Annotated in this window: 14 protein-coding genes; 4 read left to right on the top strand and 10 right to left on the bottom strand. The window is 61.5% G+C overall.

What is annotated here, in order from left to right; all coding sequences use genetic code 11:
* Positions 1-42: 42 nt before the first annotated feature.
* The 5 genes from Q8L50_RS11505 to Q8L50_RS11485 all read right to left on the bottom strand — a co-directional run bounded on the left by Q8L50_RS11505 (position 43) and on the right by Q8L50_RS11485 (position 5580).
* A complete protein-coding gene (locus Q8L50_RS11505) occupies positions 43-300 on the bottom strand; it encodes a DUF3297 family protein (protein WP_305272844.1) in 258 nt (85 codons plus the stop codon).
* Positions 301-368: 68 nt separating this feature from the next.
* Positions 369-2048 (bottom strand): AMP-binding protein, encoded by a 1680-nt coding sequence (locus Q8L50_RS11500; protein WP_305348780.1) that lies wholly within the window; start codon positions 2046-2048, stop codon positions 369-371.
* A 249-nt stretch (positions 2049-2297) separates the two neighbouring features.
* A complete protein-coding gene (locus tag Q8L50_RS11495; RefSeq protein WP_305348779.1) occupies positions 2298-3011 on the bottom strand; it encodes a YebC/PmpR family DNA-binding transcriptional regulator in 714 nt (237 codons plus the stop codon).
* A gap of 416 nt (positions 3012-3427) precedes the next feature.
* Complete coding sequence (gene argF, locus Q8L50_RS11490) at positions 3428-4360, bottom strand: ornithine carbamoyltransferase (protein ID WP_305348778.1); 933 nt, start codon at positions 4358-4360, stop codon at positions 3428-3430.
* Positions 4357-5580, bottom strand: a complete 1224-nt coding sequence (locus Q8L50_RS11485; RefSeq protein WP_305272856.1) for an aspartate aminotransferase family protein — start codon at positions 5578-5580, stop codon at positions 4357-4359. The genes argF and Q8L50_RS11485 overlap by 4 nt, the downstream gene beginning before the upstream one ends.
* A gap of 226 nt (positions 5581-5806) precedes the next feature.
* Here Q8L50_RS11485 and Q8L50_RS11480 point away from each other — a divergent pair, with 226 nt between their 5' ends.
* Positions 5807-6118 carry a DUF3579 domain-containing protein gene (locus Q8L50_RS11480; protein ID WP_305272858.1) on the top strand — a complete coding sequence of 104 codons (312 nt, stop codon included), beginning with the start codon at positions 5807-5809 and terminating at the stop codon, positions 6116-6118.
* A 290-nt stretch (positions 6119-6408) separates the two neighbouring features.
* Here the strand turns inward: Q8L50_RS11480 and rpsT are convergent, their stop codons facing one another.
* The gene (gene rpsT, locus Q8L50_RS11475; RefSeq protein WP_077594845.1) at positions 6409-6717 is read right to left on the bottom strand and encodes a 30S ribosomal protein S20; all 309 of its coding nucleotides are present in this window, start codon (positions 6715-6717) and stop codon (positions 6409-6411) included.
* Positions 6718-6855: 138 nt separating this feature from the next.
* On the bottom strand, positions 6856-7590 hold the full coding sequence (locus Q8L50_RS11470) for a helix-turn-helix transcriptional regulator (RefSeq protein ID WP_305348777.1): 735 nt from the start codon (positions 7588-7590) through the stop codon (positions 6856-6858).
* 107 nt (positions 7591-7697) lie between these two features.
* Between Q8L50_RS11470 and Q8L50_RS11465 the strand changes: the two genes are divergently transcribed.
* From Q8L50_RS11465 to Q8L50_RS11455, 3 genes are read left to right on the top strand one after another with little or no spacing between them, the layout of a single operon-like run.
* On the top strand, positions 7698-8642 hold the full coding sequence (locus Q8L50_RS11465) for an alpha/beta fold hydrolase (RefSeq protein WP_305348776.1): 945 nt from the start codon (positions 7698-7700) through the stop codon (positions 8640-8642).
* A gap of 37 nt (positions 8643-8679) precedes the next feature.
* Positions 8680-10245, top strand: a complete 1566-nt coding sequence (murJ, locus tag Q8L50_RS11460) for a murein biosynthesis integral membrane protein MurJ (RefSeq protein ID WP_305348775.1) — start codon at positions 8680-8682, stop codon at positions 10243-10245.
* Between the two features lie 55 nt (positions 10246-10300).
* Complete coding sequence (locus Q8L50_RS11455) at positions 10301-11152, top strand: SirB1 family protein (RefSeq protein WP_305272879.1); 852 nt, start codon at positions 10301-10303, stop codon at positions 11150-11152.
* A 53-nt stretch (positions 11153-11205) separates the two neighbouring features.
* Here the strand turns inward: Q8L50_RS11455 and Q8L50_RS11450 are convergent, their stop codons facing one another.
* The 3 genes from Q8L50_RS11450 to purM all read right to left on the bottom strand — a co-directional run bounded on the left by Q8L50_RS11450 (position 11206) and on the right by purM (position 14526).
* Positions 11206-12135 (bottom strand): ParA family protein, encoded by a 930-nt coding sequence (locus Q8L50_RS11450; RefSeq protein ID WP_305272882.1) that lies wholly within the window; start codon positions 12133-12135, stop codon positions 11206-11208.
* 126 nt (positions 12136-12261) lie between these two features.
* Positions 12262-13455, bottom strand: coding sequence for an MFS transporter (locus tag Q8L50_RS11445; RefSeq protein WP_305348774.1), 1194 nt, complete (start codon positions 13453-13455; stop codon positions 12262-12264).
* A gap of 36 nt (positions 13456-13491) precedes the next feature.
* Complete coding sequence (purM, locus tag Q8L50_RS11440; protein WP_305272888.1) at positions 13492-14526, bottom strand: phosphoribosylformylglycinamidine cyclo-ligase; 1035 nt, start codon at positions 14524-14526, stop codon at positions 13492-13494.
* Positions 14527-14610 lie beyond the last annotated feature (84 nt).

Raw genomic sequence — 14610 nt, 5'->3', positions numbered from 1 at the left:
CATTTATACTGAAAGTTTTGCCGACTTGAGCGACGCCGGTGCCTATTTGTAAAACGCCTCGACCTTGCCCTTGAGCTTGATCATCAGCGGCTGGCCCTTGCGGTCCAGCGCTTTACCCGCAGGCACCCTGACCCAGCGCTCGCTGATGCAATATTCCTCGACATCCCGGCGCTCCTTGTCGTTGAAGCGGATGCCGATCTCATGCTCGAACACCGCGGCCACGTGATGCGGGCTGCGCGGATCCACCGACAGGCGATCCGGCAAGGGTGGTTGTGGAGGGCTTTCAGCGGCTTCGGTCATCAATTTTCTTTCATGGATTCAAAAGGGGTTGCTTTGTGAGTCAACCCGTCGCCGCCTACAGTCTATATTCATTGCCAGATGACAGGCCCCTTGGCTGCAAACCATTTTGCGACTTCCGGGTCGACCGCCGTTTCTATCCGGCTGCGTTTGATCTTCATGGTGGGTGTCAAAAAGCCGTTGTCCATGGACCAGGGGTCGCGGGCAACCACAATCATTTTCAGCTGTTCGTAGTCGGCAACTTTGCTGTTGACACGGCTGAGCACGGCGGTCATTTCTTCGATGAATTCGGCGCGCACGGCCGGGTCTGTCAGGCGTGGTCGCAGGCTTTCTGCGGGCACCACCATCGCATAAGCGGCCTGCTGGCCAACGCCTGAGACCAGTGACAGCTCCACCATGGGGCTTTCGTTGATCAGGTTTTCAATCGGTGCGGGGGCCACATACTTGCCCTTGCCGGTTTTGAACAGTTCCTTTTTTCGCCCGGTGAGTTTCAGTTGCCCGTTCGGACCTTCTTCACCCAGATCGCCTGTCATGAAGAAACCGTCTGCGGTGAAGGTTTCGGCATCCAGGTCGGGCCGCTTGTAATAGCCCACCAGCGTACCGGGCGATTTGATCAAGATTTCCCCATCGGCGTTGATGCGCCGCTGAACACCGGGAAACGGCACACCCACATGCCCTGCGGCGTTCAAGGTGCTGGTGGTGGTGTGGGAGTAGGCGAAATCTTCGGTCATGGCGTATCCCTCCATCAGGTTCAGGCCCAGCCGGCGGTACCACGCAATCAGCGCCGGGGGAATCGGCGCCGAGCCACTGCCGGCCAGCAGGACGTCATTGAGACCCAGTTGCGTCAGCACTTTGCGCGCGACGATTTTGCCAAGCAGCGGAACGGACAGCAGAAAGTCGAGTTTTTTGGCCGGCATTTTGCTGAACACGCCTTGCTGAAACTTCAGCCACAGGCGTGGCACCGAGATGAATACGGTGGGGCGTGCGCGTTGCAGGTCTTGTAAAAACGTGTCCAGCGACTCGGCAAAAAAAACATGCCCCCGGCCGCGCACCAAGCCCGCGCATTCGATCCAGGCGCGCTCAAAAATATGCGCCAAAGGCAGGTAGGACAAGGCGCGGTAGACAAAGTCTGAGCCCACCTGTTTGTCTTGATAGGCAACAATGCCCTCGCTGGCGCGCGTAGCGCGCTCAAAGCTGTGCATCACACCCTTTGGCGTGCCGGTCGAGCCCGACGTGTACATCAGCATCGCCACATCATCCGGCTTGCGCTGCGGCTTGCCGGCCATGGGAGGGCTTGTTTTGACAATCGCGTCCCAGGTGTCGAAAGTGGTTGTTGGCGCCAGCGGCAACGCAATACATGGCAAACCGGCGGGCACGCCTGGCATTTGCTGGCGCCAGGTGTCGAGCTTGCCAACGAACAAAAGGCTGGCACCGCTGTGCTCCAGCACGTACTTCACCGTTTCGGCCGATTCGGTCGGAAAGATCGCTACCGTGGTACCGCCAGACATCCAGATCGCCAGCTCGGTCATCATGAAGTGCGCGGTATTTTTTGACAGGATGGCGATGCGCGCGCCAGGCTCAAACCCGCGCGATGCCAGGTGCGTTGCCATGCGGCGCGCCTGGTCCATCATCTGGCGCCAGGTGTAGTCAACCACCTGCCCGTTACCCACAGGTTGCGTCAGGTAAATCTGATCAGCCAGCGCAGACTCATGTTCATAAACATAGTCAAGAATAAGTTTTGAGGTGGACAAAGCGGCTCCTGTTTTTGTGACGTGGATGCGGGCTGCGTGGTCAACCCGCTCACATGGGATGCTAATCCCGGGTCAATGGTGCGGCAAGGAGGGCAAGCCCTGATGGCGGAGCCAGCGTCGTCGACGGGTTCAGGTGCCGATGTAGTGCGGTGCATCCGCGCCGGGCACGGCAGTCAGTGCAACTGCTGCAAACGCACGGGATACTCAAGTAAGCAACACCCCTTGAGCAAATATCCTCGGCGTGCCCAGTCAGCCTGCCAGACCCGCAAAGATATTCTGTACATCGTCGTTCGCGTCGATGGCGGCCAGGAAAGCCTCCACTTCCTCCAGGTCCGCTGCACTCAGACTGGCGGGATCGACGGGATTTTTGGCCTTGTAGCCGAGCTTGGCGGACAACACGGTAAAGCCCTGGGCCGGCAGGGCGCGGCTGACGATGTCCAGATCGGCGGCATCGGTCAAAAACAGCGTGCTACCTTCCTCTTCGCCGGGTTCGAAGTCCTGGGCGCCGGCCTCGATGGCGGCCAGTTCAGGGTCTGCGCCCGCGGCCGCGGGTTCGGCTTCTATCATGCCCACGTGGTCAAAGTCCCAGGCGACCGAGCCGGAGGTGCCCAGTTGCCCCTTGCGAAACAAGACGCGCATTTCAGGCGCGGTGCGGTTCAGGTTGTCGGTCAGGCATTCGACCATGACGGGCACGCGGTGCGGTGCAAACCCCTCGTAAATCACATGCTCAAAATGCACCGATTCACCCGTGAGTCCGGCTCCCTTCTTGATCGCGCGCTCCAGCGTGTCCTTGGGCATGGAAACCTTGCGGGCCTGCTCCACCACCAGCCGCAGGCGCGCGTTCAGCGCCGGGTCGGCACCGCTGCGCGCGGCCACCATGATCTCTTTGGCCAGTTTTCCGAAGACCTTGCCCTTGGCATTGGCGGCCAGCTCCTTGCCTTTTGCTTTCCACTGCGCGCCCATGCTTGATCTTCTTTCGTGTTGCGGCGCTCATAGGCGCCTGGCTGGTTGGTGAGGCCGGACCGGCGCATTGCACATGACGCGTCGCCAGACGGGGGCCTTGTTTATACACCTTGGCGCCACCCGCTCATGCCCACCAAACATCGATACATCGATGCCGCTGATTTTTGCGCGTCGGGCGCGGCCCAGGGCGGGGCCTGTTGGCGCTGCGTGTTGCTGGTGGCCGGTTTCGACGCAGTTTCAAGTGTCGTTTCGGCCTGTAGCCCTTTCTGGATGGGCGCAAGCAGCTCCTGATTTCGTAGCGTTTTGTGGGCCCGGTAGCTGGTGTGCCGACGTTCAGCCCCGCGTCGGGACGCCCGAAGCGGTGGCAACAGCCGGTCAAGCCACCAACGACGCCAGCACACGCCGTTCGCGCACGGTCATCCGATCTGTCCCAGAAGCAGAAACTCCATCAGCGCCTTCTGCACATGCAGCCGGTTCTCGGCCTCGTCCCAGACAACGGACTGTGGCCCGTCGATGACGTCGGCTTCCACTTCTTCACCGCGATGCGCCGGCAGGCAATGCATGAACAGCGCGTCGGGGCTGGCGGCCTTCATCATGTCGCTGTCCACACACCAGTCGGCAAATGCCTTTTTGCGTGCCTCGTTTTCGGCTTCGTAGCCCATGCTGGTCCAGACGTCGGTCGTCACCAGGTCGGCACCGGCACAGGCCTGCATCGGGTCCTTGAAGACCTTGTAGCTGTCGGCAGAACGAATGCCTGCCACCGACTGGTCCACCTCGTAACCGCTGGGGGTGCTCAGGTGCACCTTGAAGCCCAGGATCTCGCTGGCCTGCAGCCAGGTGTTGGCCATGTTGTTGCCGTCGCCTACCCAGGCCACCGTCTTGCCCTTGATGCTGCCGCGGTGCTCGATGTAGGTGAAGAGGTCGGCCATGATCTGGCAGGGGTGAAACTCGTTGGTCAGGCCGTTGATCACCGGCACGCGGGAATGTGCTGCAAACTCGTCGATCTTGGTTTGCTCGTAAGTGCGGATCATCACCAGATCGACCATGCGGCTGATGACTTTGGCGCTGTCCGCCACCGGTTCAGACCGGCCAAGCTGGCTGTCCCCGGTGGTCAGGTGCACCACACTGCCACCCATCTGGTACATCCCGGCCTCAAAACTCACGCGGGTGCGGGTGGAGGCTTTCTCGAAGATCATGGCCAGTGTGCGGTCCACCAGCGGCTGGTGTTTTTCGTAGGCCTTGAATTTTTTCTTGATCAGGGCGGCGCGCCCGAAAATATAGGCATATTCGGCGGCGTTGAAGTCGCTGAACTGCAGGTAGTGGCGGATAGCCGCGGTTGCGGCGCTCATGGCTTTTCCCCGATCAACTGTTTGATCAGCGGGCACAGGATGGCCACGATCTCGTCGGCCTCGGCCTCGCTCAGTATCAGCGGCGGCACCAGGCGTATCACCGAGTCGGCGGTCACGCTGATCAGCAGCCCTTTGTCAGCAGCGCGCGTGAGCAATTCCCCGCAAGCTTGGGCCAGGTCTATGCCCAGCATCAGTCCCAGGCCGCGAATTTCCTTGACGGCGCCAGACTTCAGCTCGCCAGCGAGTTCGCGGCTGAGGGCCGACTTCAAATGCGCGCCGACCTTGGCTGCGTTGGCCAGCAGGCCGTCTTCTTCCATGATGCGCAGGGTCTCCACCCCGGCGCGCATGGCCAGCGGGTTGCCGCCAAAGGTGGTGCCGTGGTTGCCGGGGGCAAAGATATGCGCGGCTTTTGGTCCGGCCACCACTGCGCCAATCGGCACGCCCGAGCCCAGGCCCTTGGCCAGTGGCATCACGTCCGGCTTGATACCGGCCCACTGGTGCGCAAACCATTTGCCGGTGCGGCCCATGCCGCATTGCACTTCGTCAATCATCAACAGCCAGTCGCGCTGGTCGCACAACTTGCGTATCTGCTGCATGTAACCCGCATCCATCGGGTTGACACCGCCTTCGCCCTGGATCGCTTCAAAAAACACCGCGACCACATTCGGGTTGCCGGCGGTGGCGGCTTCCAGCGCCGCCATGTCGTTCATGGGGACGCGGATAAATCCCTCGACCAAGGGCCCAAACCCGGCTTGCACCTTGGGGTTGCCGGTGGCGCTCAGGGTGGCAATGCTGCGGCCGTGAAAGGCTTTTTCATAAACCACGATTTCCGGGCGGTTGATGCCTTTGTCATGGCCGAACTTGCGCGCCAGTTTCAGGGCAGCCTCGTTGGCTTCCAGTCCGGTGGAGCAGAAAAACACGTTCTCCAGGCCCGACAGCTCCACCAGTTTGGCCGCCAGTGTTTCCTGGCCTGGCACATGGTAATAGTTGGAGCTGTGGATGATTTTTGCAATCTGGTCTTGCAGGGCAGGCACCAGGCGCGGGTGGTTGTGGCCCAGCGTATTGACGGCAATGCCGCCCAGGGCGTCCAGGTATTGCTTGCCATTGACATCCCAGACCCTGCAACCCTGTCCGTGCGACAAGGCTATGGGGAGGCGACCATAGGTGTTCATCACATGGGGAGAGGCGGCGTCTATGTGCTGGGGCAGGGCTGCGGTCATGGGAAGCTCCGGGTACTTGGCAAAAAAAGTAGCCCGCGATCAACTTCACGGGCTTGAGTTGATTTTAGGCGCAGAGGTTTGGTGATTTGGTGACGATCTCTCATCACAGCCATGCGTGGAGACCGCGGCCTTCAGGTCAGGCCTGAGTCTTATATAAGATAGAATCATTGTGCGGTGCAGCATGGGCCTCAATCCGGGTCCCGGGCACGCAAAAACCTTCCACCCGATGGTCTCCAACTCCGCCAAAGAAGTCTTCATTCAAGGCCTCACCCGCGACGGCAAAACCTTTCGCCCCAGCGATTGGGCCGACCGTTTGTGTGGCGTGATGAGCCAGTTCCGGCCCGGCGGACCGCAACCTGGCAGCCATCTGACCTATTCGCCCTGGTGTGTTCCCACAGTGATCAATGGCGTCAAATGTGTGGTGGTCAACAGCGAGTTGCGCGATGCCGAACCCATGGCCTGGGACTTTGCGATCAATTTCGCCAAAGACAACGATCTACAAATTGCCGAAGCCTGCCTGCTGCCGGACAAGCCATAAAGCTACTGCGCGGGCTCGATTCGGCGTTGCGCCGGATGGGAACGAAAGGGCCCCATCTCCTTTTTAGTCGCAATCCTCGAATACCTGAAGTACATTCCGGTTGCTGCGCTCCGTGCGCCTTGCCTCGCACCCGCTCGCCACGCTTTCCGACTTATCCGGGGGAGGCGGCAGTAATCGGAAAACAAAAAAGCCGTCGAAAGACGGCTTTTTTGCTTTGCTGGCAGCGCACCCTGCAGAACGGCGGACTGTCGCCAGTCCGGGCGGTTGCCTGATTGCTCAGGCGGTGGGTTTTACGCGGCGGGAGTGGCCAGGGCGAGTGCCTTGACCTTGGTGGACAGGCGGCTCTTGTCGCGAGCTGCCTTGTTTTTGTGGAAGATGCCCTTGTCGGCAATCGTGTCCACAATGCTCTGCGCCTTGGCGAAGAGCTCGGTGGCTTTGGTCTTGTCGCCGGCGGCGACCGCTTTTTCGACGTTTTTCACAGCGGTGCGGTACTTGGAGCGCAGCGAGGTGTTGGCGGCATTGAGTTTGGTGTCCTGGCGGACGCGTTTGCGGCCTGATGCCAGGCGCGGGTTCTTTTTCTTGGGTTTGGCGGTAGCCATATAAGGGTTCCTTTAAAAGAGGAAGGGTCTGCGGATGATGCTAGCAAAGCCCACCATTATATAACTTCCCGATATGTGCCGCGCCAACGCCCGTCTGGGCCTGCAATTCCTGGGGGCACGGGTGCGCCCGCAACCAGTCTAAATCAGGGTGACATCCTTCAACGGCTTGAGCACGCTGGACGGTGTCATGCCGAAGGTTTGGCGGAACATACGGCTGAAGTGCGACGAATCCACAAAGCCGCCATGCAATGCGGCATGGGTCAGGTTGACGTTGGTGGTTAACCCGACCATGGCGGAGCGCACCTGGGACCACACGCGGTAGCTGCGAAAACTCACGCCCATTTCAGCGCGGAACAAGTGGTTAAAGCGCGAGGCAGACAAGTGTGCGGTTGCCCCTGCGCAGTCACGGCCGAGTGGTCCCTCGCGCTGCGTGCGCAAGGCCAGCAGGCTGCGGGCGACCCGCTCATCGATGGGCGCAACCTGCGAACAGGTCAATTGCAGCAGCGAATGCATATCGAAGGTGCGCAAATGCGCATCCATGCGGCTGCGCGAGGCTACCCGCACAGCGGGCTCGAAAATCACCCCGCCTTGCGACTGAAAGTGGGTGCGTAAACCCCGTGCCTCCAGAGAGTCCGGCTCAAGGTACATCAGTGCAACATGTTCGCCGCAGGGGTCGAATACATGCTCCACACCGGTGTCTATCAGGGCGCTGCTACATGTCTGGGGGCGCTCGCTGGGCAACTGCACCGAGAAGCGGCCCGATAGCCCCATCAGCAGCACCGGGGACGCGTGGCGGTGCCAGCCCGTGGCCGGCAAGTCGCCTACATACAGCGCCCGGTTGGTGCCTAGCGTGAGGGTATTGGCTGCGCGCATAGCCTAAACGTACAAGTTTTTCGTCATGCTTTTTTGTATTCTCCCGAACGCGGCTCGTTCCCCCGGCCAGCGGCGTCGACTCACATCCCATTTACACGGAGACTTTCTTGAAACGTATAGCCCTTGCATTGTGTGTATTTCTGCTTTTGTTGCTGACCGCTACGGTGTTGATGTACTACAGCTTGCCGGGCTTGTTTGTGCAACCGCTGCTGAGTCTTAACCGCGCATTGTCCGGCCTGTCGGAGAAAACGGTCTCAGCGGGCGCGCATGAAGTCCATTATCTGGTGGGCGGAACCGGTGAGCCGGTGGTTTTGCTGCATGGTATTTTTGCCGAGAAAGACCATTGGGTGGACTTTGCACGGGGCCTGACCCGTCGCTATCAGGTGATTGCCCCCGACCTGCCTGGCTTCGGGGAAAGCGGCAGGCTGCGTGATCAGAGCTATGACTACGCCTCGCAAACAGAGCGCCTGAAGGCCCTGCTTGATGCGCTGGGTATCCAGCGGGCGCATCTGGCGGGCAATTCGATGGGTGGCACCATTGCGGCGCTGTTTGCCATCCGGTATCCAGAGCGCGCGGCAAGTATTGCCTTTATCGGTGCCCCGCACGGCATCAAGACGCCCAGGCCCAGTGCGATGGACGGACTGATCGATACCGGCAAGACGCCACTGATTGCACACACCGCGGCTGAGTTTGACCAGATGATGTCCTTGCTGTTCACCCAACGTCCTTTCCTGCCGTATCCCATCCTTCAGGCGACGCAGGCCGATGCACTGCGCAATGCACCGTCGAATGTTCGCCTATGGAATGCGCAATTGAAAGACCGCTACCTTCTGGATGCGCCAATTGGCGCATTGCAACAGCCCAGCCTCACCTTATGGGGTGGCGACGAGCGTGTGTTTGATGTTTCAGGCGCGGAGGTGTTGCGCACGCGCCTGAAAAACCCCCGCATCGAGGTGGTGCAAGGGGTAGGACACTTGCCGATGATGGAGGCGCCGAAGCGAACGGCACAGCTGTACGCCAATTTTCTGGCCGACCTTTCCGGGCAACGTTAGGCCTGGAACCCGGAGCGAGGGCCATTAAACTCCTGCTGTGTCACTTTTCAAATCCGCGTCCACCGTCTCCCTGTTCACGCTGGTTTCACGCATCACCGGTCTGGCGCGTGAGCTGTTGATGGCTTCCACCTTTGGCGCCAGCGCGCTGACAGACGCCTTCAACGTGGCATTTCGCATTCCCAACCTGTTCCGGCGCCTGTTTGCCGAGGGCGCTTTCAGCCAGGCCTTTGTGCCGGTGCTGGCCGCCAACAAGGCGCAGCACGGCGAGGCCGCCACACAAGTGCTGGTCAACCGGGTCGCCACCTTGCTGACCTGGGCCTTGCTCTTGACCTGCGTGATCGGCGTGGCGGCCGCACCGGTGCTGGTATGGGTGATGGCCAGCGGCCTGAAGCAGGAGCCGCGTGGTTTTGAGGCGGCGGTTTTCATGACACGCTGGATGTTTCCCTACATCGGCTTCATGTCGCTGGTGGCGCTGTCGGCCGGCATTCTGAACACCTGGAAGCGTTTTGCGGTACCGGCGGCCACCCCCGTGCTGCTGAATGTGTCCATGATTGGGGCGGCCTGGCTGGGGGCGCCATGGTTTCAGTCGAAGGGGATTGAGCCGATTTACGCCATGGGTGCGGGCGTGATGATGGGCGGCGCGTTGCAACTGGCGGTGCAGGTGCCAGCCCTCTTGAGAATTGGCATGTTGCCGCGCGTCGGGCTGGGTTGGCAATCGATTCGTGCGGCCTGGGCCGACCCCGGCACCCGCAACATCGGCAAACTGATGTTGCCGGCCTTGCTGGGCGTCAGCGTGGCGCATGTGTCGACCATCATCAACACGCAGATTGCCTCGCACCTGACGCCCGGCAGCGTCAGCTGGCTGACCTATGCCGACCGGCTGATGGAGTTCCCCACCGCCATGCTGGGTGTGGCGATTGGTGTGGTCCTGATGCCGCAACTGGCCGCCGCCCGTGCTGCCGACGATAGCGATGCCTATTCAGCCATGCTGGACTGGGGGCTGCGAATTGTCGTCCTGCTGGCTGTGCCCAGTGCGGTGGCGCTGCTGACTTTTGCCCAACCCCTGGTGGCCACGCTTTACCACTATGGCGCCTTCACCGATCGCGATGTTCAGCAGACCACCACCGCCCTGATGGGTTACGGCGCCGGGCTGGTCGGGCTGGTGGCCATCAAGGTGCTGGCGCCGGGTTTTTACGCCAGCCAGGACATCAAGACGCCGGTGCGTATTGCCCTGGTGGTGCTGGTGATCACGCAGTTGCTCAATCTTGCGCTGGTGCCGCTGCTGCAGCATGCCGGGCTGGCGCTGGCCATTGGTATTGGCGCCTTGATCAATGCGCTGTGGCTGCTGATCGGGCTGCGTCGGCGCGGAAGTTACCGGCCCTCTGCCGGCTGGGGCCGGTTTGCACTGCAGGTGCTGGCGGCCAGTGCGCTGCTGGCGGTGTTTTTGATGTGGTCCGCCCAAGCCGTGAGCTGGACCGGCCTGCGCGCTGAATATTTCAAGCGGATTGGGCTGTTAGCCCTTGTGCTGATTGCTTCAGGTGCTATTTATTTCGGAGCGCTCTGGGCCACCGGGCTGAAGCTGCGAAAGTTGCTGCGCGGGTGACGGTTTTTGGCGGTGCTGGCTCGCATCGGAACGCGGTTTGTGCGAAAGTAGCGGCATGTTTGTGAATCTGGAACTTCCTTCACCCCTGCAGTACTTTGCCAGCCTGGTGCAGAGCGACGATCAGTTTCCCCTGCTGGAGGCGGCGGTCTGTGTGGCCCAGGACGAATACCCGGACCTGGATGTGCAACAGGTCCTCGGCGACGTGGATCAGTTGCTTGCCCGGGTGAAACGCCGCCTGCCTGCCGATGCGTCGCCTCTGCAGCGCCTGCGGTCCCTGAACCAGTTCTTTTTTCGCGATCTGAACTTCGGCGGCAACATCAATGACTATTACGACCCCGACAACAGCTACCTGAATGCGGTGCTGAAAACCCGCAGGGGTATTCCCATCTCGCTGGCTGTGTTGTGGCTGGAACTGGCGGCGGGCATGGGCCTGAACGCGCGCGGCGTGGCGTTTCCGGGCCACTTCATGGTCAAGGTCAATTTGCCCAAAGGCCAGGTGGTGATAGACCCCTTTACCGGCCAGTCGCTGAGCCGGGAAGAACTGTCCGAGCGGCTGGAGCCGTTTCGTCAGCGCAGCGGGTTGGTGGATGACTTCGAGGTGCCGATTGGCCTGTATCTGCAGTCGGTGCCTTCACGCGACATCATTGCCCGCATGCTGCGCAACCTCAAGGAAATCCACAAGACCCAGCAGGATTGGCAGCGTCTGATTGCAGTGCAGGACCGCTTGATTGTGCTGCACCCCGAAGCCTGGACCGAGTACCGTGACCGCGGCCTGGCCCTGGCTGAGCACGGCCAGACCAGCCGCGCTGTGCCCGATCTGGAGCTGTATCTGGACCACGCCGAAGAGGCGCTGGATCTGGACGCCATCGCCGACCGACTGGATCAGCTGCGGCGCCAGAAAAGCTGAGTCCTCAAAGGTCAGGGGCCTCCGTCGACGGGTTCAGGACGAACGCGGGGGCCCTATTTGCGCTTTAAAAACTGCGGAATCTGCGGCCCATCGCTCAGTCGGGTGGGGCGCGCCAGCGTCGGTGCCGCTGCTGGTCGCAAAGGAGCGGCAGGTGTGCGGCCCGCGCTCAGGGTCGACATCCGGCCACCTTGCACCATGGACTCCTGCGCCGGCATCAGGCTGCCGGGCAGTGTGCCCAGACGCCTGGACACCACTTCTTCGGGCACGGTCGGTCGCGAGACCGCTTTTTTAGGTGCCAGGCTTTGCGCTGGCGGGCGTATGACCGACGTGCCGTCATTGGCCGCTTGTGGTGGGTAAAGCTGGGGCTTGAGCCACTGCAAAATGGGCGCCCACTGGGCCAGATCGGCTGCGGCCAGGTGCGGCTGCAAATCAAAAATGGTCAGGCCGCGCTCCAGGCTGCGCACATACAGCTGGGTTTCGCGCAACGGCCCCAGAAACGGCACACGCAGCGTTTCGGCCCAGGCGTCCAGGGTTTGCGCTGAATTGGTACGTGCATCGATCCGCATGCCCACAATGGCCAGCCGACAGCGGCCGCTGGCCACACGTGGCATGGTCATCAGCTCGGCATGGCAGGCCTCGGCAGACTCGCGGTCAAACATCGAGTTGCAGACCGGCATCACGATGGCGTCGGCAAACATCACCACCCGGGCCAGTTCAAAGCCGTGCATGCCGCCCGGTGTATCAAGTACCACGTGGGTTATGCCGGTGGGCACACGCAGCATGTTTTTCTGGTCTACCGCCCAGGGCGCGATGGCAGGCAGCGCGGCATCACGCCGCTTCAACCAGGCGCGTGCCGATTGCTGGCGGTCCACGTCCCCCAGCATGACTGAACTGCCGTTGCGTGCGCACCATGCCGCAATATGAGCGGCCAGCGTGCTTTTGCCACTACCCCCTTTGCGGTTGACGACTGCGATGACCGGCATGAAAGCTCCAGAAACGAACCAGTCGTACAGTTTGATACAAATACGGCGGAAAGTCCAGTGCGCCCAATCGGGATATGCGCAACCAGCTAGTATTTTTGTAGCAAAAGAGTGAAGACAGGCCGGGTTTCAGCCTGGCCGTTGCCGCCAGCCCCACAACACGGCCAGCGCCACCACGCTGAAGACAGCGCCCGCCACAAAGGCCGCTGAGGCGCCCAGCTGATCCCACAAGACTCCTGCCACCGTACTGGCCACCAGCAGTGCCAGGCCGCTGACCAGATTGAAAAAACCAAAGGCGGTGCCGCGCAGGTCAGCCGGTGCGACCTCGGCCACCATGGTGGCCAGCAGCCCCTGGGTCATGGCCATGTGCAAGCCCCACAAGGCAATACCGGCAGCCACCAGGGCCCAGTGCCCGCTCACCGCCAGCAGTACATCCGCAGCGATAAGCACCCCCAGGCCCCCAGCCAGCAGGACGTTGTGGCTGACCGTGTCGGACAGTTTGCCGAAGGGGTAGGCGCCGAGGGCATAAACGATGTTCATGCCGACCAGCACCAGCGGTGCGTAGGCAATCGGCAGGCCGGTCTGCATGGCACGCAGCACCAAAAACGCCTCGCTGAATCGCGCCAGCGTGAAGATTGCGCCTATCAGTACCACCCGCCAGTAGGGCGCACTCAGACGGCGCAGCTCGACTTTGCTGATCGGGTTACGCCGTTTTGCAGTGTCCGCATGTGGCACCGGCTCTTTCACGCCCACCAGCAGCAGCGCCACAGCCAGAAAAGCCGGAATTACGGCTACCCAGAAAATCGCCCGGAAGTCATTCGCCCAAAGCAGCATCAGCCCCACGGCCAGCAGCGGCCCGACGAAGGCGCCCACTGTGTCCAGCGACTGGCGCAGGCCGAAAGCCGCACCGCGCATGCCGGGCGGGGCCAGGTCAGCCACCAGCGCATCACGCGGTGCGCCGCGTATGCCTTTGCCCACGCGGTCAATCAGGCGCGCAGTCAGCACCATCCCGGTGGTGCTCGCCAGTGCAAACAAGGGTTTGGAGGCCGCACCCAAGCCGTAGCCCAGCAGCGCCAGCAGTTTGCGCTTGCGCCAGTAGTCGCTGAGTACGCCGGAAAACACCTTGACGATCAGCGCGGTGGCCTCTGCAACTCCTTCAATCAGTCCAACCGCCCACATGCTGGTGCCGAGCACCGTCACCATGAAGACCGGCAACAGGCTGTGGATCATCTCGGAAGAAATGTCCATCAGCAGGCTGACAAAGCCCAGCGCCCAGATGGCGCCGGGCAGGCGCGCGGGAACGGGGGAAGGCGTGTTGGGCATGCGCGGTCGGGTCAGGTGCCGAACGCGCCGCAGGCCCTAGACCACGGTGACGGCAGCGCCGTCACCTATTGCCGCAATCACGCCAATTTCATACACCTGCTCACCGGCTTTGCGCAGGGTGGTTGCGGTTGCAGCGGCGTGGGCCGCATCCACCACCACCACCATGCCGATGCCGTTGTTGAAGGTGCGGTTCATCTCGAAGTCGGAAATCGCCGCGGTGGTTTGCAGCCAGGCAAACAGCTCGGTCTGCGGCCAGCTGCCCTTTTTGAGGTGGGCGGCGGTGCCTTCGGGCAACACGCGGGGAATATTCTCCAGCAGACCACCGCCGGTGATGTGGGCCAAGGCCTTGATGGGGTGAGCGGCCAGGGCAGCGAGCACATTTTTGACGTACAGGCGTGTCGGCTCCATCAGGGCCTGCCTGAAGGGCTTGCCGTCCAGCATCGCAGGGCTATCGGCGCCAGCGCGCTCAATACATTTACGCACCAGGCTGAAGCCATTGGAATGCACGCCGCTGCTGGCCAGGCCCAGTACCACGTCGCCGGGGCTCACGTCTTTGCCGGTCAGGATTTTGGACTTTTCCACCGCGCCGACAGCAAAACCGGCCAGATCGTATTCGCCAGGCGGGTACATGCCAGGCATTTCGGCGGTTTCGCCGCCTATCAGGGCGCAGCCGCTGAGCTCGCAGCCCCGGGCAATGCCGCCTATCACCGCCGCTGCGGTGTCGATATCGAGCTTGCCGCAGGCGAAATAATCGAGAAAAAACAGCGGTTCTGCACCTTGCACCAGCACGTCGTTGACACTCATGGCCACCAGGTCAATGCCCACGGTGTCGTGCATATTCCACTCAAACGCCAGCTTGAGCTTGGTGCCCACGCCGTCGGTGCCGCTGACCAGAACCGGCTCTTTGTAACGCTTGGGCACTTCAAACAGGGCGCCAAAACCGCCTATGCCGGCCAGCACCCCCTCGCGCATGGTTTTTTTGGCCAGCGGCTTGATGCGCTCAATCAGGGCGTCGCCGGCGTCAATGTCAACGCCGGCGTCTTTGTAGCTCAGGGGGGAGGTGGTGGTCATGCTGCTTGGAGGGGTGGGGCGGGCGGGCGTCAAGGAAATACAAGCCCGATAGAATCCAAGTCAAGATTCTAAGGGCTTGCCCCA

The organism is Polaromonas sp. (assembly GCF_030680935.1).
Taxonomy (GTDB): domain Bacteria; phylum Pseudomonadota; class Gammaproteobacteria; order Burkholderiales; family Burkholderiaceae_C; genus Polaromonas.
Note: the sequence above shows the minus strand (reverse complement) of the source record. Positions and strands in the feature narration are given on the sequence as shown.

Coding starts and splice junctions, on each gene's coding strand:
- Q8L50_RS11450 (WP_305272882.1), bottom strand. CDS start 12,135: ATGCCGGTCATCGCAGTCGTCAACCGCAAAGGGGGTAGTGGCAAAAGC.
- Q8L50_RS11455 (WP_305272879.1), top strand. CDS start 10,301: ATGTTTGTGAATCTGGAACTTCCTTCACCCCTGCAGTACTTTGCCAGC.
- Q8L50_RS11470 (WP_305348777.1), bottom strand. CDS start 7,590: ATGCGCGCAGCCAATACCCTCACGCTAGGCACCAACCGGGCGCTGTAT.
- Q8L50_RS11505 (WP_305272844.1), bottom strand. CDS start 300: ATGACCGAAGCCGCTGAAAGCCCTCCACAACCACCCTTGCCGGATCGC.
- Q8L50_RS11445 (WP_305348774.1), bottom strand. CDS start 13,455: ATGCCCAACACGCCTTCCCCCGTTCCCGCGCGCCTGCCCGGCGCCATC.
- Q8L50_RS11495 (WP_305348779.1), bottom strand. CDS start 3,011: ATGGGCGCGCAGTGGAAAGCAAAAGGCAAGGAGCTGGCCGCCAATGCC.
- argF (WP_305348778.1), bottom strand. CDS start 4,360: ATGAGCGCCGCAACCGCGGCTATCCGCCACTACCTGCAGTTCAGCGAC.
- Q8L50_RS11485 (WP_305272856.1), bottom strand. CDS start 5,580: ATGACCGCAGCCCTGCCCCAGCACATAGACGCCGCCTCTCCCCATGTG.
- purM (WP_305272888.1), bottom strand. CDS start 14,526: ATGACCACCACCTCCCCCCTGAGCTACAAAGACGCCGGCGTTGACATT.
- Q8L50_RS11480 (WP_305272858.1), top strand. CDS start 5,807: ATGGTCTCCAACTCCGCCAAAGAAGTCTTCATTCAAGGCCTCACCCGC.
- rpsT (WP_077594845.1), bottom strand. CDS start 6,717: ATGGCTACCGCCAAACCCAAGAAAAAGAACCCGCGCCTGGCATCAGGC.